The sequence below is a fragment of the Paenibacillus sp. FSL R7-0272 genome, from assembly GCF_037969905.1.
GTDB classification, from domain to species: domain Bacteria; phylum Bacillota; class Bacilli; order Paenibacillales; family Paenibacillaceae; genus Paenibacillus; species Paenibacillus polysaccharolyticus.
This window is the reverse complement of the sequence record NZ_CP150221.1, coordinates 208,797-229,827: the sequence shown is the minus strand read 5'-3', so window position 1 is coordinate 229,827 and position 21,031 is coordinate 208,797. Positions and strand designations below refer to the sequence as shown.

Sequence of the window (21,031 nt, the reverse complement as noted above, 5' to 3'; positions counted from 1 at the left end):
CTAAATCGGATGTCTTACTTCCCTAGTTTCTCCTGGATCGCTGCCAGTTCCTCGTCCGCACTTGGACTTGGATTCTCTCTATTCCTATTACCCGCATCCGCGTTCATATCCCGCTCCAGCTGTGCAATAAGTTCATCCAGATCATCTTCCTGTGTGCCTGCACGAAGCTCGGCAAGTGCTTCCGCTTCATTTAATGCCTGATTCGCTTGATCTTCCATCGCTTTAAACGCAGATTCAGCACGGCTCGCAGATGCATTTTGTTCATTCAACTGCTGCTTTGCCTTCGCATCAGCCATTCGGCCTTTCAGCTCTGCATGTCTTGCCTCCAATGTCCCCAAATCTGCAACAAGTTTGTCGTTCATGTGTTTCATCATCTGCGCTTTGGCGGAGGCCCGGTCATATGCCGCTTGTAATTCATTGCGTTTGTCAGCCAGCTTCACTTTTTTCTCCAAAAAGCTGCGTGCCTTGTCCACATCACCTGACTCCGCTGATTTCTCCGCATAACGTTGCAACTTGTTCACCTCAGCCTGGCACTCATCCAGTGCCCGCTTGGCCCGATTTTCATCCGACAGTACCGCGGCTGTCTCGGCTTTCACCTGTCCCAGGTCACTGCTCAGGCTCCGCATGTACTCGTTCACCGTTTTCTCCGGGTCGCCTGCCCGGTTCAGCATGTGATTCACATTGGCCTTCATCACGTCTCTAAACCTCGATAAGATTCCCACCATTTGTTCCTCCTTCGGGTATGTTCATATGAATATAATACATGAATAACACCGCATACGTTTCATTAAAATGATTCTAAGCTCTGGCTACATCTCCTCAGGGAGGCTTTCCACCGCTGTAAAAAAGACATCCAGCAGCTCCACACCATACGCAGTCCGCACGTATTCTGTAATCTCTGCCACATCCTCTTGCCGCTGATACTCCAGGCACGGACGGCCTTCGCTCCACAGCACTCTGCAGGGGAATCGCTCCACCACACACTGGATAATATGGTCTGGATCAGCGGCTTTATGTATATTTGGCATATGTCTCGACTCCTTTATATAAATTAACTTTGATGTCGCAAACACGCTCTAACTATGCACTCAGGTAAATCCCTTCCCTAATGCTTTAATTTTAATTTTGAAATAAATGATCATTCGATTCAGTGCAGTTCGTCACATCGTTCTTCACACCTCGCGTCACTCCTCTTCAAAGATGCCTTTCTTCCTCAAATTAGCTATAATAAAGGGATCAATGATTTTATAAAAGGCAGGAAAACTATGCGTACACGAGTTCATTTCATCGCTCCTTATGAATCCATGATTCCTATTATAGAAGAATGCATCCCGCGCTATCCTGAGCTATCCATCCAGACCGATGTGGGTGACTTGGCAAAAGGGGTAGAGCTGGCCATTCAAGCCGAAAAAAACGGTGCAGAAATTATTATTAGCCGCGGCGGAACCGCGCAACTTATTAAACAGGCGGTGGCCGTTCCTGTCATCGATGTGCAGCTATCTGGCTATGACATGATTCGTTCTCTCACACTGGCAAGCCAGTTTAACGGACACACGGCCATCGTTGGATTCTCCAACATTACATCTGGCGCACAGTCCATAATCGACCTGATGGATCTGCCGCTCAAAGTTTACACCATACATAGCTCCGAAGAGGTCGCCAGGTTACTACTGGAGTTGAAGGCCTCTGGGTACCAGCAGATTGTGGGTGACGTTATTACCGTGAATACCGCAAAGGCCTACGGTCTGGACGGTTTACTGATTCAATCGGGCACCGAATCCATTCTCAGAGCCATGGAGGATGCACAGCTAGTCTACCGTTATTTGAGCAAAAATCAGACGGTCTCCATCATACTCCATGATCTCGTGACCCAAGAGCATCGGAATCTGCTGATTTTGGACGAACAGGACGAAGTAGTTTTTGAAAACTGGGCTGATTTCGATCATAATCCTCTCACCGAAAATCACTTGTATCTAATGAACACAAGTCTGGAGTTCCATCAATCCAAAATTCAGAACGTGTTTATGGTAGACGATTATCAATTGACGGTGCAGGCTTATGAAACCAAGCTGGATAACAAGAGCTACAAGGTGTATCTGCTGGAAAAAGGAGAACCTTACGCATTTGCACAATTCGGCATCACCACGTTCACCGATTCCTCGATGGAGCCCATCGTTGCCGAATCACCTGCCATGCAGGCTGTATTAAAGAATATCCGCGCACTCTATTCGCATAATGAAGCGATATACTTATTGGGCGAAGCCGACTCTGGTAAATCCTTTCTGGTCAAACATATGCATCAGATACATGCTGGCGGTGGACTTTTGTTGCAAATTGATCTCTCCCAGGTTCCTTCAGGCCATTTGCACAAAATCCCGTTAACCAAGGTGAAAACGGTCGAGCTGAATCAGATCGAATCACGCCTGAACGATCCTGAGCTGCTTACCTTCATCGAGACCTGTCTCCAAAACAACATCGGTCTGTTTATTCTAAGTGAGCAAGTGCCTGATCCGAATTGGACACTCCGGCTGAAGCTGAACACACTCATGATGCCAAGCCTGGCCGAACGTACGGAGGATCTTGAACCGTTGATGCAGCACTTCCTGACGGGGTATTATCACAAATACGGCACTACCGCTGTACGAATCAAGGAGGATGCACTACAGATAATTCGGGATCAGGCCGCACAGATGAACGTCAATCAGCTGAAACATCTGATCAAACAAGCTGCGCTGAATGAACCGGATTATGTCATTACGAGGGGCACTTTAAACCGTCTACTTCATCAACAGTCTGCGGCAAATGTAAGTGCAATGAAGCTTGGTGGTACATTAAAAGAAATTGAGCAGGAAGTCATTAAGCGAGTGCTACAGGAAGAAAATAACAATCAATCCAAAGCCGCTGAGCGTCTGGGGATTAACCGAGCCACATTATGGCGTAAACTTAAAGATTAACTTTAAGTTTACGCCTTTTTTATGGGCTTTTTTTGCGGGCTTCTTTTCAAGAGCAGCACTCCTTATGCTCGTTCAATGGATATTGGACTGCACATGATGATTGTGTTGCATTTTTAAACAATTTTGAACTTACTTTAAATTTACAATAATTTATTGTTGCTAATTTAAACAACATAAGCTAACATAGTCTCTGCAAGCGCTTAAGAAAACGATTACTTCATAAGGAGCTACGACTATGAACATTAAAGCTACTCTCGATCGCATCCCTGGCGGTATGATGGTTGTTCCCCTGTTGCTAGGTGCAACGATCAATACATTTTTTCCGAATGCTCTACGCATCGGCGGATTTACAGAAGCTCTTTTTGTAAACAGTGCGAGCACACTCATTGCATTATTCCTGTTAATTGCAGGTACACAGATCACATTTAAAACAGCTGGTTCCTCTGTCGGCAAAGGTTTGACCCTGCTTACGTTCAAGTGGGTAATCGGTGCTGGTCTTGGTTTCATCGCTATTCTACTCGCTGACTCAAACGGCTTATTTCTAGGACTTGCTCCGCTTGCCATTATTGCAGCTATGACGAATTCCAACGGTGGCCTCTACATTGCACTTGCGGGTCAATATGGTAAAGAAGACGACAAAGCAGCCTACCCGTTCCTCGCACTTAGTGACGGACCGTTTCTAACGATGGTAGCGCTCTCGATCTTTGGTGCGATGGGCTTTGCGAACGGTATGTTCTCTCCGATGTCCTTTGTTGCGGTATTGCTTCCACTGATCGTTGGTGTCATTATTGGTAATCTGGATCGTAATATGGCTGAATGGCTGCACAAAGGCAGTGACAAGCTCGTTCCGTTTTTTGCCTTTGCACTCGGTATGGGCATCAACTTCTCCTCTATTATCCAAGGTGGACTTGGTGGAATTCTGCTCGGCGTGCTGACTGTGCTTCTTACAGGCGGGGTTGGATACTTGCTCTTCAAAGCCATCGGCTGGAATCCCATTGTTGGCGCATCTGAAGGTTCCACAGCGGGTAATGCGGTAGGTACACCAGCTGCCATCGTAGCTGCCAACGCTTCATTTGGCCCTATTGCGGAGATTGCTACGGTGCAGATTGCGGCAAGTGTTGTGACCACGGCAATTTTGTTGCCGATCTTTATCGGTTTCCTCTCTAAACGGCTGGAGAAATCAGGCGGGGTCGCCAAATATAATGAACGACCGACCTCATAAATAATGGGCATTAATACTGAGTAATTTTTTTGAATTTTTTACCATATAAATTGAACTATCTATTTACACATTAACGGAGAGGACAGAAAAAACCTGGAGAAGCGAAGCGTTCGCCTTTATCACCGGATTTCCCCCTTTGGAAAAGGGATTCAAGAAATCTGGGGATAACAGCGATTGGAAGGTTATTCTGTCATCGGAGTGATCCGTGTAAACACCTTTGGTTCAATTTATATGGTTAATGTAACAAACGAAAACTAAAGGAGGGATGACTGCATGAAACTGGCCATTATTGCAGATGATTTGACCGGTGCCAATGACAGCGGGGTGCAGCTAGCCCGGCATGGCCTGAAGACGAGTGTTCTATTTAATATGGACGAGGCCTCACTGGCCTCTTATGATACCGTTGTTTTTGATACGGATAGCCGTTCTATTGCAGCAGAGGAAGCTTATAATCGCGTGTATCATGCAGCCAAGCTGCTGACGGAGAACGGGTTCGATACGCTTTTCAAAAAGATGGATTCCACCATGCGAGGCAATATCGGTATCGAGATCGATGCAGTATATGATGTTGTACAACCTGATTTCATGATGATCGCCCCCGGTTATCCCAAAAATAACCGTACCATTCGAGAGGGCATTCATTACCTAAACGGCGTGCCACTTGCGGAGACAGAAATTGCCCTTGATCCAAAAACACCCGTAACGATCTCTTACCTGCCGGATCTGCTCAAACAGCAGACGAAATACCGCGTGGGCGAGATTACAGTTGGTGATCTGGAAGCCGGACAACAACAGATACACGCCAAACTGGAGCAGTTCAAACAAAACGACATCCCGTATGTACTAGTGGATTCCACGGGGGAAGCACATTTGGAGCAGATTTTGCAGATGACACGGGACATGCCATATACATTTGCTTGGGCGGGTTCAGCAGGGATTACGAACTATCTTCCCGCTCACTATGAGCTAGAGTCCAAATCCGCCGCACTCACGATCCCAGAGAATACGGGCCCCATCTTGACTGTCGTAGGCAGTGTGAATAAAAACTCTCGGGAGCAGTTGTATCGTTTGCTCCGTCAGTCTCGGATTGCGTCCGTATCGTTTCATTCGTTCAAAGCCGTATCGGCAGAAGCAGATCGTACTGCGGAGATGGAACGTGTCTACGATGAGGTCAGAACTAAAGCGTTGGAGGGACAGGATGTTGTGCTTTACTCCACCGCTGAATCCATCGATATTGAGCTGGCACGGGCAACAGGTGAGAATCGCGGATTAAATCACACACAAGTCAGCAACGAAATCGTACGTGCGATAGGCGAAATTTGCGCCAGATTGCTCGAAGAGGGACTTTTCAAAGGAGTATCCATGACGGGCGGCGATACCGCCAAACAGATTTGTCTGAAATGGAATATCAGCGGCTTCGAACTGCTGGACGAGCTTGAAATCGGCGTGCCAATCTCCAGATTTATGGGTATTGAAGATTTATATGTGATTACCAAAGCCGGCGGATTCGGCAAACCGGACGTCTTTATCCGAGCGATTCAAAAATTAAAAGGGGGCATTCTCGTATGAAACCCACAGTAGGTATTACGATGGGCGATGCCGCAGGCATTGGACCGGAGATTATTATGAAAGCATTGGCACATCAAGAGGTGTATGATCAGTGCAACCCACTTGTGATCGGTGATGCAAAGATTTTGGAGCGTGTGCTACCCGTGATCGGCTCCAACTTGAAAGTGAATTCTATTCAGGAACCAGAAGAAGCAAAGTATGAATTCGGTACTGTCGATGTCATTGATCTGAACCTTGTTCCAGCTGATCTGGAGTACGGCAAAGTGTCAGCTGTCGCGGGAGATGCGGCATTTCAGTTTCTAGCGAAGGCCATTGATTTGGCGAAAAAGAAACAGATTCACTCGATCTGCACAGCACCGCTTAACAAAGAGGCACTGCATCTGGGAGGCCATCTGTATCCAGGCCATACGGAGATTTTGGCAGACCTGACGGACACCGAGGACTTCTCCATGATGCTCACTACGCCTAACTTGCGCGTCATTCACTTGACCACTCATATGGGTCTGATTGATGCTATTGCGAGCATTAACCCGGAAAGAACCTACACGGTTGTGAAGCTGGCTCATGATACGTTGAAAAAAGCAGGCTTTGACAATCCACGCGTCGCGGTATGCGGGATTAACCCTCATGCCGGAGAGAACGGCCTATTCGGCAACGGGGAAGAAGAAGAGAAGTTGCAGCCCGGCATTGAGCGTGCGCAGCAGGAAGGCATTAACGTCGTTGGTCCACTGCCAGCGGACACACTCTTCTTCCGCGCAGGCCGCGGCGACTTCGACATCGTTGTAGCCTGCTATCACGACCAAGGTCATGCCCCAATCAAGGTGATGGGCATTGAGGAAGGCGTGAATATCACAGTTGGACTGAAAGGCGGCATCATCCGTACATCCGTTGACCACGGCACAGCCTTTGATATCGTTGGCAAAAACATCGCTGATGATAAAAGCATGCTGGCTGCCATCCGTTCCGCCATTGAGCTTGCACCGAAAGACTTGGTGTAATGAGAGCAATCCTTTAGTATATAGCTCTATAAAGTAAACATCATATAGATCAACCAAGGCAAACCTACTTCATTCGAAGGTTTGCCTTGTTATTTTTTTTATATCCATACACCTCTAATGAAAAGAACAGCTGCGATTCCTTAGTTTCCCATTTTTATGAACCAACATGGGCAACGCCTCGAATCTCCACCCACTGTTCCGGGAATGCCAGATAACTCACTCCAATCAGACTGCCTGCCGGTCGATGCTCACCAATATATTCTTTAAACATTTCGATGGCGATTTCCCCGTGCTTCTGCGCCTGAGTCAAGTAAATTTCAACATATGAAAGATTAGACCTGGTTACGTCAAACTGTGCTAATACGGTATCCAAGTTCTCTAATGTCTGTAATACTTGTGCCTGAATATCCCCCTCACCAACAAAGCTACCTTCTGCGTTGTGAGAAAATTGTCCAGAAATGTACAGCGTATTGTTGACGCAGTAGCCTTGAGAGATCCCGTGATCCCAGAGATCATGATTGTACGTTTGAATTGTGGTCATGTAACTAACCCCTTTACTTTAAATTAAGGCTAGTATAGACTGGGCAAAAAGATTAGGATAGTACGCACAATAATGATAGGTACTATCTGAAAGGATAGTGTAAACATGAGCATATCCGACTATGACGGTGAGAATATAGCTATTCAAGATACACCTTTTGGCTACACCATGTCTGTCATCGGTGGTAAGTGGAAGATGATTATTTTATATTTGCTCGCTGCCAAGCAACCGGTTCGTTTCAATGAAATGCAGCGGCAGATTGGAGCGATCACGTACAAAGTTTTAAGTGCACAGCTCAAGGAACTCGAGGCCGATGGATTAGTTACGCGTAAGGAGTTCCCACAGATCCCGCCCAAAGTAGAATATTCACTGACATCGAAAGCACAGACAATATTACCGGTGCTGGAACAGCTGTGCGAGTGGGGCGAAAAGAATCGTTAAAGCGGTAATGCTTTTAGAGACAACGAATAAAGATGGATTCCCTGTCATTTTCAATGGTCTATATTCGGCATTCGGGTATCTTATGCTAAACTGAGTATATTCAGTAGATTGTGTTGCAGTCGCTGCACCATTTTACGATCACAAGACACGTTTTAGTTTTAAATCAGACGAAAGAAGAGATTGTTCATGGGAAGAAAGCAATCGTTTACGGAAACAGAGCTGCTGGATATGACCAAAAAATTGGTGCTTGAGCATGGATACGACGGTTTCCACCTCAAGCTGCTTTCGCAGCATCTCTCCGGAGCTCGGAGTACCATCTATCAGTATTACGCCAATAAAGAGGAGATTGTGGCTGCTTGCATGAAAAGAGTCATCGCTAATGTATTAGAACATGCGTCAGCCGTTGATGAGTCCGATCCAATGAAAGCACTTGAAGAACTGCTACTTATTTACGTTGAAGAAGCAGCGCTCCATCAGCTTCTAGGGGATGCGAATAAAATTAATACCTCCAACTCTCCTGCAGCAGCAAGAGATCTTGAATTTATTGAAGAAGCGCACCAGACACTCAAACATCAATTATCACGTTTGTTTGAACGCGCTCAACAGGATAAATCTCTCCGCCAAGATATCCCTCTACCTGTACTTATTGGTGTCTTTTTTAACTTGTTTAATACACCTAACATGATGAATTTGCCTACAGCTGATTGGGGTAAACTGCTTTTTCAAACGTGGATTGGAGGAGCCAAGAGATGAGTTTTCTTCTTGGGACTAATTTGACACAAGTGTCAATTATATTGTTTAATAAATGAGAACGTGTGTCGCGACACTTCAAATTTGACACAAGTGTCATAAAAGGGGTTGAGAGAGTGTTTTTAGCTGTAAAAGAATTAATGCACAGTAAATTGAAATTTCTAATGATTATCATCATTTTTGTATTGATCGCTTGGCTGGTATTTATTTTATCCGGTCTAGGCAATGGGTTATCCACGCTAGCTGCATCTACCTTTAAGAATATGAAAGCGGACTATGTCATTTTTGAAGAAGGATCCCAGTCTTCCATGAGCAAGTCTTTATTGTCTGGTCAACGGGTGCCGGAGGCTGAAAAGCTGCCTAATGTTGAAGCTGCCGCACCCATGGGTAGCACGATGGCGACAGCAATGAAGGGTGAAAATTCAAAGAACGAAGATAAGGTCGATATTGCGATTATAGGCATTCTTCCAGGAAGTTTTCTAGAACCGAAGGTAGTCGAGGGTAAACCTCTATCTTCGGATAACCCTACTAGTGTAGTGGTGAATACTTCCCTTAAAGATGAGGGCTTCAAAATCGGAGATACATTTCAATTAGATGGTACGACCGAATCCCTAACCATTATCGGTTTTGTGGAGAATGAGACGTATAACCACGTTGCATCCGTATTTACACCGATCGATCAATGGCGGAAGATTGCCTTTGCTGCTCCAGGTTCCGATAAAGGCTTGGCTGAACCTGTGAATGCCATCATGCTGCAAGGCGAGAATATAGATGCAACTGAAATCAATAACAAGTTGTCTGGTACGGATACCGTTACTCGGGGCGAAGCAGTACAAGGCATGCCCGGATACAAAGAAGAGAACGGTACGATTCTGATGATGCTGGCCTTTTTGCTCGCTATATCTGCCTTTGTACTGGGTGTATTCTTTTATGTCATCACGATGCAAAAGACGAATCAATTCGGCATTATGAAAGCCATAGGTGCCAGCAATAAATTTCTGAGTAAAACGATCGTATCGCAAGTATTTGTGCTGTCGGTAACAAGTATTCTGGTCGGTATTTTGCTGACTTATGGAACTGCTGCGATTATGCCTAAAGGTATGCCATTCAAGCTGGAGACTAGTCTTGTTGTGACCTATTCCATCATTCTGCTCGTGATTGCAATGTTAAGCTCGTTGGTGTCTGTTCGCAAAATTACCAAGATTGATCCGCTTAAAGCGCTCGGGAGGGTTGAATAATGACTACAGGTCTGCAGATGAATGAAGTCACAATGGTTTACGGTGAAGGAAGTAATCAGATGAAGGCTCTTGACCATGTGTCCTTATCCGTAGAACCAGGAGAATTTGCTGCTGTCGTTGGACCATCCGGATCTGGTAAAAGTACATTTCTGTCGATCGCTGGGGCGATGCTTAAAGCATCTGAGGGAGAAGTCAGACTAAATGGAAATCTGATCTCGACGCTTACGGAGAAACAGTTGTCCACGATACGGCTCAAAGAAATCGGTTTTATCATGCAATCATCTAATCTAGTTCCTTATCTGCATGTTCTTGATCAGCTCCTTGTCGTAAAACGAATGTCCGGAACCGTCAGTAAGGAGGATCAACAATTTGCCATGAAGCTATTGGAAGAGCTAGGACTCGGACAGAAGTTGCGGAAATTCCCAGAGGAATTGTCAGGCGGCGAAAAACAGCGGACAGCCATTGCTCGTGCTTTAATGAATGATCCTAACCTGATTCTGGCAGACGAACCCACCGCAAGTCTGGATACCAAGCGAGCCCATGAAGTGGTCAGTCTCATGGCACAAGAGGTGAAATCACGCCAAAAAGCGGCCATTATGGTCACGCATGATGAGCGTATGCTTGCGTACTGCGATAAGGTATACCGAATGAATGACGGAATTTTAACGCTCGCTGCAACGTCTTAGAATGAACTTTAACCGATAACTACTATTTTAGTAGGATAACTGCTTCATTTAGCTATCTAGCATTTTCAAGATAAAAAGCAGCAGAAACTATTTTCAGTTCTGCTGCTCTTTATTATTGTTATTTATTCTGTGGTAGTCGGTACATATTCATTAACCTCAAACGTAAGGATTCTATCGAAAATGATATAGTCTTTTCTACTCTTAAACGGCCCGATATTATTTTTGCCTTTATCGACTACAAACATTACGGGGCCATTACCCGAAGCTTTTGTTTCATACCAATTAATAAAAGCATTTACTTGGGGCATAGATAGATCAAATTCCTTCTCTAATCCCGTGTTCAACGTGATTGTTAATAGTGCTCTTTCTCGAATGATTAAAAGGGAGGCAGAAACCTCATTGGAAGATGCCCCTTCTCCAACACTATTTACGGCCGTGATTTTATAATAATATGTAGTTCCCTCTGTAACGTTAGAATCTGAATAGTTAGTTGAATTTACTGTAGCAATTGTTTCGTAGGGCCCATCAGCCGAAAGGGATCTTTTAACATTATATGAAGTTGCCCCATTAACGGTATTCCAGCTGAGATCAATCTTAGAAACAACCGGTTCTGCTTTTAAGATCGGAGAAGCAAGATTAGGATTGATTAAATAACCGGTATCATCAATATCAATGGCGTCTAGAACCCATCTTTTAGTATCCGTAGATTTTATTTGTACAGTATGTTCTTTTGAAACGAGGTCAGCTACTTCAAACACAAGAGCTTGATTGATTTGAACTGATGGTCCAGTTACAGAAACGGGAGCATAATCAACACCGTCGATGGTGATTACTAGATTTGATGTGTAGTCTTGATAAAGGGTACTAATGATTCTTAACTGTGTACCATAAAAAGAGAATTTTACAGTTTGAGAAGAGTTCGTTGGATTATTCGGCAGATAATGCAACGAATTCCCATAGAATTGAGGTCCTGTCGTTGTTGTCCACTGGTTACCACTATAGACAATTCTACTATCCTTATCATCTATTCTGTGCCACCCTTGCTCAGCAGCTAATAACGGTTCACCCACTGTTGCAGCCATTACACTCGATCCAAAAAAAGATGAGACTAACAGGATGAACGCGGTTAGACCAATGAAACCTTTTAATTTCTTTAACATTACGAAACCTCCAATTTTTTTATAAACATCATACTATCCTTCATGTTCTCCTTTGTCCAAACATAAGATGGAATATATTGTAAATTTTGATGTGTGAAATAAAATTAAGATTATGTATAACTTTTTCATTCCATAACAAAGAGCCAGCATCATAACCTCTTTGCTGACTCTTCCTTTTTTACGCTAATCAATTTCCCCTCATTCGACTCTCCCACATAATTCAGACGATACTCTGTATTCAATTCCTCTCTTCATCTCGCTTAGGTTATTACGTTTTTCCCTCCTCCTACAATTACCATCTGACGTTCATCCCGTGCTGGTCTGCTACGTCGATACGCACTTGGCGACATTCCATTCTGCTTATTAAAAATGCGATTGAACTGCGAAAAGCTGGTGAAGCCACATTGGGCGGCAATATCCGTAATTTTCTCACTCGAATGTAGTAACATTTGTTGGGCATTTCGAATTCGGGTCATCTGCACATATTCCGTAAATGTGAAGCCTGTGACTTTGTTGAACTGGCGCGATAGATGATGTGCACTGACATAAAAGCGTCTGGACACCTCATCCAGCGACATCTCCTGCTGATAGTGACTGTGAATATAGGAAGCAATGGCATACATCCGCTGAGTCATGGATGATCCTTTTTCCTCGCGAACATAACTATTCTCCGCCGCATAGCGATGAAGACCACATAGAAACTCGACAAACTTATGATGAATAGCTACCGATTGAATAGGAGATAACTGCTGTGATATCGCAAAAATGTCGTTAAGGGGCGCAAGAACTTCCTTACGCCGTTCTTCCGAGAAGCGGAAAATGGGAACCTGCGCATTAAATATCGTAAACAGCTCGCTGTAACCGCTCTCAAGTCCAGGTAAACTGCGAGGCATAGCAAAATTAATCATTAACCTTTTGGGTGGCACACCCTTCGGATATTGGGTTTTATGAAGCAGAGCAGGCCGAAGCAACACAATATCATAGGGCTGCATCTCGTATAAACTGCCTTCAATAATATGTGCAGCGGTCCGATCCAGCAGAATGCAAATTTCATGGAAATTATGAAAATGCTGAAATTCCATATTGAGGTCATGCGAACGCTCGTCGTAATCCAGGTAATAATAAAGCGAATCCCCTGGCTGGTTCACATGGATCGCATATCCCTTCTCATATGTCAAAACCGATGATGTCATGGACATGCTCCTTCCCTAGGGCGTGTCTGAAAACGCTGAAGAAAGCAGATTTTGCCGAATTTTCGTTCCAAGCAAGGAAGTTTCCCGCAGGCGTGCCGGGGCACGTCAAGGGGAAGTGACGTAGCAGGGGGCGAAAAGGGGGTAAAAGATGCACTTCAGTAGATTTCAAGACACGCCCTAATCATTCATACGTCTATTTTAGCATGAAATGCAATAAAAATACGGCATTTCCAGCATACATTACGTAGTTTCTAGCATTTTTCGTTTGATATGATAAAGTTAAAATGTCAGCGTTTTCAATAATGAAGCTTCTATTGTTGTTGAAGTAGCCCTTACAGCCTGTACTTACTAAATACCAAGGTGGGAAACACATATGAAATTGAATTCCTTGTCTACTCGAATCCATACGATTGTGAAACACTTGGAAAGTGCACGATTAACGTCAAAGACATATATACCCGAGCTTTATCATAAAGAGAGCGGATACCATACCTGGGATCTCGTGCATGAAGACCCTTCCTCATGGAACGTGTTCCGCAAAGGTGATGGCTGGGGCGGCAAAGATGTACACAGCTGCTTCAAAACCCGCATTCGCATTCCCGACCATCTGGAAGGAAAAAAGGTCGTCTGCGCCATCGTTACCGGTGCCACAGATATTTGGAATTACGATAACCCGCAGTTTCTGGCGTTCCTGAACGGAGAGCTCATCTGCGGTCTGGATGTGAATCATACTGAGATTGACCTGACGCCATCCGCTGTCAAAGGGGAAGAGTTTGAGCTGGCGCTGTATGCCTACTGTAGCACGTCCGCAGCCGATGTTTTCCTGAACGTATATATTGCCGAGCATCATGAGCCTGTCTCGAATTTGTATTATGACCTGAAGGCTGCACTGGATGCGGCAGACCTGCTACGCGAGGATGATCTGGAGCGTCTGAAGTTGATCGAACAGCTGAACGAAGCTGTAAATCTGCTTGATTTACGCCAAGAGAACAGCACAGCTTTTCACGCATCCGTACTGAAAGCACGTGAGTATCTGCAAAACCATATCTATGGAGAAACTCGCCCCGACAGTGATCATATCCCGACCGTTCACTGCATTGGTCACACTCATATTGACGTAGCATGGCTGTGGACGCTGGATCAGACACGTGAGAAGGTTATCCGTAGCTTCGCGAGTGTGCTCTATCTGATGGATAAATTTCCGGAGTACACCTTCATGTCCTCCCAGCCTCAGCTCTATGCATACTTAAAAGCCGACTTCCCGTCTTTATATGAGAAAATCAAAGAAAAAGTGGCCGAAGGCCGCTGGGAAGCAGAAGGTTCGATGTGGCTGGAAGCAGATTGCAACCTGATCTCGGGTGAATCGATGATCCGTCAGATTATCTATGGCAAACGTTTCTTCAAGGAAGAATTCGGCGTAGAGAACCGTGTGCTCTGGCTGCCCGATGTATTCGGTTATAGCGCAGCGATGCCGCAGATTATGCGCAAGAGCGGGATCGACTATTTTATGACGACCAAGATTGCCTGGAATGACACTAACCAGATTCCAAACGATACGATGTACTGGAGAGGCATTGACGGTTCGGAGGTTCTGACACATTTCATCACGGCCAAAGACTATATTCCACATCCGGAATTTGGAAAGCACCGTTTCGAGACCACATACAACGGACGTTTTAACGCTTCACAAGTGAAAGGCACATGGCAACGATACCAGAACAAAACCATCAACACCGATGTATTGCAATGCTTCGGCTTCGGAGACGGCGGCGGTGGACCAACGGAGGAAATGCTCGAGCACGGCAGACGGCTTGAAAAAGGACTCCCCGGCGTACCCACGGTGAAACGTACATTTGTGCGTGATTTTTTTGAAAAGTTAGAGCAGAATTTAGACGGCGTACGTTCCGTTCCGCGCTGGTCGGGCGAGCTGTATCTGGAATATCATCGCGGTACGTACACGTCCATGGCTCGTAATAAAAAATATAACCGTCACAGCGAATTTGCACTGTCCGATGCAGAGCTGTTCTCTATGATTCAACGTCAGGCGGATGCACAAGCCGTATATCCAACTGACGCATTGGAACATGCATGGAAGCTGACGATGCTGAACCAGTTCCATGATATTTTGCCAGGCAGCTCCATTGAACAAGTATACATCGATTCGCAGGAGCAATATGAAGAGGTGTTGCGTGTCACGGACGAGTTGAAAAGCAGCGCCTTGAACGGCATTGTAAGCCAGATTACGTCGAACGGCGAAGCCATCGTTGTCTTTAATCCTACCGGCTTTGCACGGACAGATGTGGTGGAACTGCCTGCTTTTGCGAAAAAAGTAACCGTACATGATGGAGATCGTCCTGTACCAAGTCAGTACACGCCAGAAGGCGGACTTGTGTTCCTTGCCGAAAACGTGCCTGCATCAGGATACAAAACGTTCCGCATCACGCCGGATGCCGCCGCTGATCTTGGCAGTGCAGGTGTATCGGTTGCCCAGTGGCAGTCCGAACAGCAATCCATCGAGACCCCTTGGTATGATATTCGCCTGAATGATAGTGCTGAATTTGTATCCGTGTGGGACAAGCTGGAGGGGCGTGAACTGCTTCAATCCGGCGAGCGCGGCAATGTGTTGCAAGTATTCGAGGATCGCCCTGCAGAGTACGAGGCATGGAACATTGATGATTATTATGAGCAGCATATGTGGGAGATCAATGACCTGCAGTCGATGGGATGGGTAGAAAGCGGCCCAGTACGGTCCGTGCTTCAAGTGAAAAGACATTTCCTGGACTCTGTCGTTGAGCAGACTATCATTTTCTACGCACATACACGGCGAATCGACTTCCGCACTTTCGTAGACTGGAAACAGGAGCATTTGTTGCTGAAAGCTGCCTTCCCGCTCGATATTTGGAGTGAAAAAGCCGTCTATGAAATCCAGTACGGTAACGTAGAACGCGCAACACACCGCAATACAAGCTGGGATCAGGCTCGTTTTGAGGTATGTGGTCAGAAGTGGGCTGATCTGGCGGAGAGCGGCTACGGCGTTGCCCTGTTAAATGACTGTAAATACGGATATGACATTCACAATTCGGTGATGCGTCTATCCCTGATCAAGAGCGCAACCTATCCGAACGAAAATGCCGACAAAGAGCAGCATGTGTTCACTTACTCCCTCTATCCGCATCAGGGTGATTTCCGTGAGGGACGAGTTATCCAGGCAGCTTATGATCTTAACCGTCCACTGGTTGGTCTGGAAGTAGGTTCACAAACCGGAACATTGCCGGGTACATGGTCGCTCGCTTCTGTGGATCAGGAGAATGTCGTGCTAGAGGTTATTAAAAAGGCCGAGGACAATGATGACATGATCATCCGTGTCTATGAAGCCCATGGCCGCCGCAGCCGTGCCTCCCTGCAATTGCCCGAGGGAACAGACGTCACAGCGTACGCATGTGATTTGCTGGAGAACATTGAAGCGGAGTGCCGTGTGGAAAACGCGCGTATTGCTTTTGATATCAAGCCTTACGAGATTCTGACGTTCCGTATTCCGCGCGTATAAGGCATCTGGCTGAGCAGGCTTGTCATAAAGCGGTGAATGCCAAAAGATGTAAAAGCATAGATGTGTTCTGTTCGGGAATCTGGTTAGATGCTGGCCGGTACATCGTTCCATATGTAAAAGAGTGCCGCTTGTCCTTATGGACGAGGACACTCTTTTCTATGTGTTCTATTTCAAATGCTCAGTAATCTCGGTAGTCTCTCAAAATTCCTCATACTCGCTCGGGTCTTGATTCCACAACCGTCCATCCGGACGCTTAAACGAAGCGATGACCTGCATCTCCTCCTTGTTCAACTCAAAATCAAAAATATTAATGTTCTCCTGCTGATGCTGCAAGGAGCCTGCCTTAGGAATCGGAATAGAGCCAAGCTGAATATGCCAGCGCAATATAATCTGTGTAGGCGTTTTGCCATGCGTTTCTGCAATGCGGACAATATTCTCGTCCTTCAAAATATCCTGCAAGGCATCGTTCCCACGTCCGATGGGACTCCAGGATTCGTTCACAATGCCATGCTTCGCATCCTGCTCCCGTTGCTTCGCTTGATCGAAGAACGGATGTAACTCGATCTGATTCAGACTTGGTGCGACGCCCGTCTCCTGAATCAGCCTTTCATTGTGTTCAGGCAGGAAGTTGCTGACACCGATGGAGCGGATATATCCGCGTTTTCTCGCTTCGATTAAAGCTTGCCATGCCTCTACATACATGTCTTTCTTCGGATTAGGCCAGTGGATCAAGTATAGGTCATAATAATCCAGATCGGCTCTATACAGCGATTCCTGAATTGCGACCAACGCTTTGTCATAGGCATGATATCTGCCCGGCAGTTTGGAGGTAATGAGCAGTTCATCTCTCGCAATGGAGCTTTGTTTGATTGCTCTACCAACGGTAGCTTCATTTTCATAGTTGTATGCCGTATCAATCAAGCGATACCCTGCATCCAACGCAGACGCAACGGATCGAACCCCTGCTTCCCCTTTCAAACTGTACGTACCAAATCCAATCGCAGGCACTTTCAAGCCATCATTCAACGTGTATTCCGGGATATGATTCATTCGAGAACTCTCCTTTGTAAAAGGTGGTATGATCTTTCCTGAACAGCACTGGAAATATAAAGCATTCTCTCGTTATTCTACCCCTTCACGCCGGCTTGAATCAATTCGGGCAACTCCCGTTCTATTTGCCATCTCCTATAATTAGATCTGTAATGATGTCCAGTTGTTTCTCTACCGCAATAGGGTCACTCGGAAGGAACTGATCAAAATCAATAGAGTACACATGGCCTGATTTCCCCGCTGGTGAGGCATCGACCAGTTTCTGTACATCCTTGAGCTTGTCCTCCGCCCCCTTATTCACAGCCAGGAACAGACGGTCACCGATAAACTCGGGAATCACCTCGCTAGATACCTCCCACGTTTCGCCATGAATGACATCGGACTCTACCTTGGCTGCCGGCTTCAATCCAAGATACTTATAAATAATATTGCCACCCATATTGGTATCTCCGTATACAAAAAGGGCATCTGGACGTACGTTTAATATGGAGAACGTTTCATCCGCACGAACATAAGGGCTGATTTTCGCTTTGTACTCTGCAATTTTGGCTGTAAACTTCTCATTCCACTGCTTTGCTTCTTCCTGTTTACCGAGAATATCCCCAAACATCTCTATATCTTTGATGGGTTCATTATTCTGCTCGATCACAATGGTTGGGGCAATCTTGCTCAGTGCATCATACCCACCCTCCACAATCTCGGCTAATGCAGGTGTTGTTACAATCAAGTCTGGTTGCAGGGACAGAATCTTCTCCGCATCTGGCGGTATGCCGATATCGGTAATGCCTGTTTTGTCGCTAATATGCGGGTTGTCCAGAACATATGTCGTTGTGCCCACCGGTTTCACGCCAAGTGCGATCAGCTCGCCAAGATGAAAGAAACTAACAACACGCTGTGGGTACACAGGGATGGCTGTTTCGCCTTTTAAGTGTTTATAAACTCTCGTTTCCGCAGCAGCACTGTCTGATTTGGTCGCCGTTGCTGTTTGGCTTGCAGGCTCTTGAGCTGCCGCAGCCCCTCCTGTGGAATTGCTTGCCTGACATGCACTAAGAATCAACGATGTACATAATACCATCATGGCTCCAAAAGCAGGCCTTGAAAATCGAAACATGGATGTATCCCCTTCCTCACTCAATTGATAATAAGACTCATTCTCATTATGGGAATCAAAAGGAGGGGAGACAATGGACGATTCCAACCCATGTAATGGATTATTCTGAACCTGAGCTGCTTGTTGATATTCTGCGCGGAACTGAAGTGGGGAACGACCAGTGTGTTTTTTGAATAATCGACTGAAATAATATACATCTGCATAGCCTACCTTGGTTGCAATATCCTGAATCCGTGCATCCGACTTCAACAGTAGCTGCTTGGCCCGGTGGACACGCTCATGAATCAGATACTCGATTGGCCCTAGTCCGATCTGATTGCGGAATAAACGCGATAAATAACTCGTGCTGCAATCATATCTGCCCGCCAGTTTCTCCGCTGTAATGGACTCCATATAGTTCGCTTTAATATATTTGATTGCCTCGGTCACGATGTTGGTTTTAGTATACTCTGGCTGCGCCAATGTCTGCAGTTTTTGGCTCAAAACCTCGTACACCATCGGTAAAAAGAGTGATTGGGCTTGTAGCCGATCTAAAAGCTCATTGCTATTCCAGTGACGTTCCATCGCTTCACATTTTTCCTGAATTGGCAGCATTGCGTTTGGTGTAAACCCGTAAGACAGAGCTAGGTTCCCCTGATCCTCCGACGATGCAGATGCTGCTGTATATAAAACCAAATAACCATCCCATTCCTGATTGTCATTGGGTACTCCAAAACTCATGTTGTTATCGGCTCCTCCGTGGAAAATGTAAGGTGCGCGACATCGATATATTTTATAGGACATCCTGATCTCGATCTCTCCACGCGTAAGAATAAAGAAAAAACCTGTGCTTGCCTCAAGCTTGAGCTCGGACAAATTAGGGGCTGGATTACCCTTCACATGATATGACTGAATAGACTGTAAATGTGCAGTCGCTCGACTCCACTGCTCGATATAAGCATTCCAATCTATTATCCTCTCCATCAACATCCCCCCTGTCTGTACGTGTACTGTATCTCGAATTCTATGAAGTCAGTTATTCTTTACCTGTATATTGAAGCAATAGCGATTTTCAGGGGAAACGTTACCACTCCTCATCATCTTCCCATGCTCGCCTCATTACTATGTGCTTAAAATATGCCCTATTATATCACAGACAAAAAGCCATCAACCGGAGAGGTTAATGGCTATTCTAAATATCTTCTGAACTACGTAGTGTAACTATACTAGCGCTACTCACTGGAGCTATTTGTATAGCTACATCATGAAACTATGCAAGAATTGGAGAGTCACTCCCAAAAAGTGCTTGATGGATAGGATACCCCATTAATATTCTCGCACGTATTCTTTATTTTCCTTGAGCTGTACAATGTCATGCCCTGTTGGATTCTGGAAGGCACGCAGCCCGAACGTTGATGCAACTGCAAAGATATGGTCAAAGATATCTGCCTGCACATTCTCATACACAGCCCAGTTGGTGTCATTGCTGAACGCATAAATTTCGAGAGGTAATCCGCGATCCTCCGGAGCAAGCTGTCTCACAATCATCGTCATATCCTTATTAATCTTCGGATGATGTCGCAAATATTGATGAATATACTCACGGAATACACCGATGTTAGTGAGTTGTCTGCCATTTACGTTGCTTTCCCGATTTACCTGATGCTCTACGTTGTACGCTTCGATTTCTTTTAATTTCGACGTGACATAATCGGTGAGATAGTGGATTTTTTCGAATTCAGCCACCATCTCTTCGTCACAAAAACGGATACTGCTAATATCGATAAAAATGCTCCGCTTAATCCGTCTGCCGCCGGAAACCTGCATGCCTCTCCAGTTTCGGAATGAGTCAGAGATCAGCGCATAACTCGGAATCATGGTAATCGTCTTATCAAAATTCATGACTTTCACCGTATTCAATGTAATGTCGATCACGTCGCCATCCGCATTGTATTTCGGCATCTCAATCCAGTCGCCTACTCGCACCATATCATTGGATGACAGTTGCACACCCGCGACCAGACCCAGAATGGAATCTTTGAAGATGAGCATCAATACTGCTGATAAAGCCCCCAGTCCACTGAGGATGATCAACGGATTCTGTCCGACCAGACTGGAGATCACAATGATACCGCCAATGATAAACAGTACTATTTTAGCCACCTGAATATAACTCTTGATCGGGCGGATTTTAGACACTTCATAGGTACGATAGATATCATCGAACACGTTCAGCAATGCATTCAGCACCGTAATCATGATAACAATCATGTAGGTCATGGCCGCTTTTTCAATCAAAGCCTGATAACCCGGGAAAATGTAAGCCGTATAATAGATGATAATAGCCGGTACAAGGTGTGATAGTCGCTGGAACAGCTTTTTCTGAACAACGATATGCCCCCATTTGAACCGGTTATGACTCACAATCCGATGCACGGCCTTAAGTACAAGTCGTTTGGCAATATAATTGGCAATCATCGAGATCAGTGCAATAAAAATAATCATAATTACACTGGAAAAGTATCCAAGGGAAGGCTCAGTCATGCCGAGTTCCGTTAACTGTTTTTTGATAAAATCCATAACTTCCTCCTG

General features: G+C 45.5%; 17 protein-coding genes. 9 read left to right on the top strand and 8 right to left on the bottom strand.

The window, feature by feature from the left end; all coding sequences use genetic code 11:
* Window positions 1-14 precede the first annotated feature (14 nt).
* Window positions 15-722 (bottom strand): PspA/IM30 family protein, encoded by a 708-nt coding sequence (locus MKY23_RS01080; protein WP_186809812.1) that lies wholly within the window; start codon window positions 720-722, stop codon window positions 15-17.
* An 87-nt stretch (window positions 723-809) separates the two neighbouring features.
* Window positions 810-1,028, bottom strand: coding sequence for a hypothetical protein (locus MKY23_RS01075; protein ID WP_090924252.1), 219 nt, complete (start codon window positions 1,026-1,028; stop codon window positions 810-812).
* A 237-nt stretch (window positions 1,029-1,265) separates the two neighbouring features.
* Here MKY23_RS01075 and MKY23_RS01070 point away from each other — a divergent pair, with 237 nt between their 5' ends.
* The 4 genes from MKY23_RS01070 (at window position 1,266) to pdxA (ending at window position 6,743) form a co-directional block, all read left to right on the top strand.
* The gene (locus MKY23_RS01070; protein WP_154984857.1) at window positions 1,266-2,954 is read left to right on the top strand and encodes a PrpR N-terminal domain-containing protein; all 1,689 of its coding nucleotides are present in this window, start codon (window positions 1,266-1,268) and stop codon (window positions 2,952-2,954) included.
* A 235-nt stretch (window positions 2,955-3,189) separates the two neighbouring features.
* Entirely contained in the window at window positions 3,190-4,176 is a 987-nt protein-coding gene (locus MKY23_RS01065; RefSeq protein ID WP_339834633.1) for a 2-keto-3-deoxygluconate permease, read from the top strand.
* Window positions 4,177-4,449: 273 nt separating this feature from the next.
* Window positions 4,450-5,745, top strand: a complete 1,296-nt coding sequence (locus MKY23_RS01060; protein WP_339834630.1) for a four-carbon acid sugar kinase family protein — start codon at window positions 4,450-4,452, stop codon at window positions 5,743-5,745.
* Window positions 5,742-6,743 (top strand): 4-hydroxythreonine-4-phosphate dehydrogenase PdxA, encoded by a 1,002-nt coding sequence (gene pdxA / locus MKY23_RS01055; RefSeq protein WP_339834627.1) that lies wholly within the window; start codon window positions 5,742-5,744, stop codon window positions 6,741-6,743. Before MKY23_RS01060 ends, pdxA begins: the two co-directional genes overlap by 4 nt.
* Before the next feature lie 154 nt (window positions 6,744-6,897).
* On the opposite strand, the gene MKY23_RS01050 is transcribed toward pdxA, so the two are convergent.
* Window positions 6,898-7,284: a RidA family protein gene (locus MKY23_RS01050; RefSeq protein ID WP_339834624.1), complete on the bottom strand. Its 387-nt coding sequence runs from the start codon at window positions 7,282-7,284 to the stop codon at window positions 6,898-6,900.
* Between the two features lie 105 nt (window positions 7,285-7,389).
* Here MKY23_RS01050 and MKY23_RS01045 point away from each other — a divergent pair, with 105 nt between their 5' ends.
* From MKY23_RS01045 to MKY23_RS01030, 4 genes are all read left to right on the top strand, one after another.
* Window positions 7,390-7,725, top strand: coding sequence for a helix-turn-helix domain-containing protein (locus MKY23_RS01045; protein ID WP_339834621.1), 336 nt, complete (start codon window positions 7,390-7,392; stop codon window positions 7,723-7,725).
* 186 nt (window positions 7,726-7,911) lie between these two features.
* On the top strand, window positions 7,912-8,478 hold the full coding sequence (locus MKY23_RS01040; RefSeq protein WP_339834618.1) for a TetR/AcrR family transcriptional regulator: 567 nt from the start codon (window positions 7,912-7,914) through the stop codon (window positions 8,476-8,478).
* Between the two features lie 113 nt (window positions 8,479-8,591).
* The gene (locus MKY23_RS01035; RefSeq protein WP_339834615.1) at window positions 8,592-9,713 is read left to right on the top strand and encodes an ABC transporter permease; all 1,122 of its coding nucleotides are present in this window, start codon (window positions 8,592-8,594) and stop codon (window positions 9,711-9,713) included.
* The gene (locus MKY23_RS01030) at window positions 9,713-10,399 is read left to right on the top strand and encodes an ABC transporter ATP-binding protein (protein WP_154891540.1); all 687 of its coding nucleotides are present in this window, start codon (window positions 9,713-9,715) and stop codon (window positions 10,397-10,399) included. Before MKY23_RS01035 ends, MKY23_RS01030 begins: the two co-directional genes overlap by 1 nt.
* 122 nt (window positions 10,400-10,521) lie before the next feature.
* Here the strand turns inward: MKY23_RS01030 and MKY23_RS01025 are convergent, their stop codons facing one another.
* Together MKY23_RS01025 and MKY23_RS01020 are read right to left on the bottom strand one after the other, a co-directional pair.
* A complete protein-coding gene (locus MKY23_RS01025) occupies window positions 10,522-11,559 on the bottom strand; it encodes a fibronectin type III domain-containing protein (RefSeq protein ID WP_339834612.1) in 1,038 nt (345 codons plus the stop codon).
* A 260-nt stretch (window positions 11,560-11,819) separates the two neighbouring features.
* The gene (locus MKY23_RS01020; protein ID WP_339834610.1) at window positions 11,820-12,752 is read right to left on the bottom strand and encodes an AraC family transcriptional regulator; all 933 of its coding nucleotides are present in this window, start codon (window positions 12,750-12,752) and stop codon (window positions 11,820-11,822) included.
* Between the two features lie 373 nt (window positions 12,753-13,125).
* Here MKY23_RS01020 and MKY23_RS01015 point away from each other — a divergent pair, with 373 nt between their 5' ends.
* Window positions 13,126-16,299: an alpha-mannosidase gene (locus MKY23_RS01015; protein WP_339834607.1), complete on the top strand. Its 3,174-nt coding sequence runs from the start codon at window positions 13,126-13,128 to the stop codon at window positions 16,297-16,299.
* Between the two features lie 198 nt (window positions 16,300-16,497).
* Here MKY23_RS01015 and MKY23_RS01010 read toward each other — a convergent pair whose 3' ends face one another.
* From MKY23_RS01010 to MKY23_RS01000, 3 genes are all read right to left on the bottom strand, one after another.
* Window positions 16,498-17,349, bottom strand: coding sequence for an aldo/keto reductase (locus MKY23_RS01010; protein ID WP_339834604.1), 852 nt, complete (start codon window positions 17,347-17,349; stop codon window positions 16,498-16,500).
* Between the two features lie 121 nt (window positions 17,350-17,470).
* The gene (locus MKY23_RS01005) at window positions 17,471-19,423 is read right to left on the bottom strand and encodes an AraC family transcriptional regulator (RefSeq protein WP_339834603.1); all 1,953 of its coding nucleotides are present in this window, start codon (window positions 19,421-19,423) and stop codon (window positions 17,471-17,473) included.
* 342 nt (window positions 19,424-19,765) lie between these two features.
* Entirely contained in the window at window positions 19,766-21,019 is a 1,254-nt protein-coding gene (locus tag MKY23_RS01000) for a mechanosensitive ion channel domain-containing protein (protein WP_090924269.1), read from the bottom strand.
* Window positions 21,020-21,031: the final 12 nt, after the last annotated feature.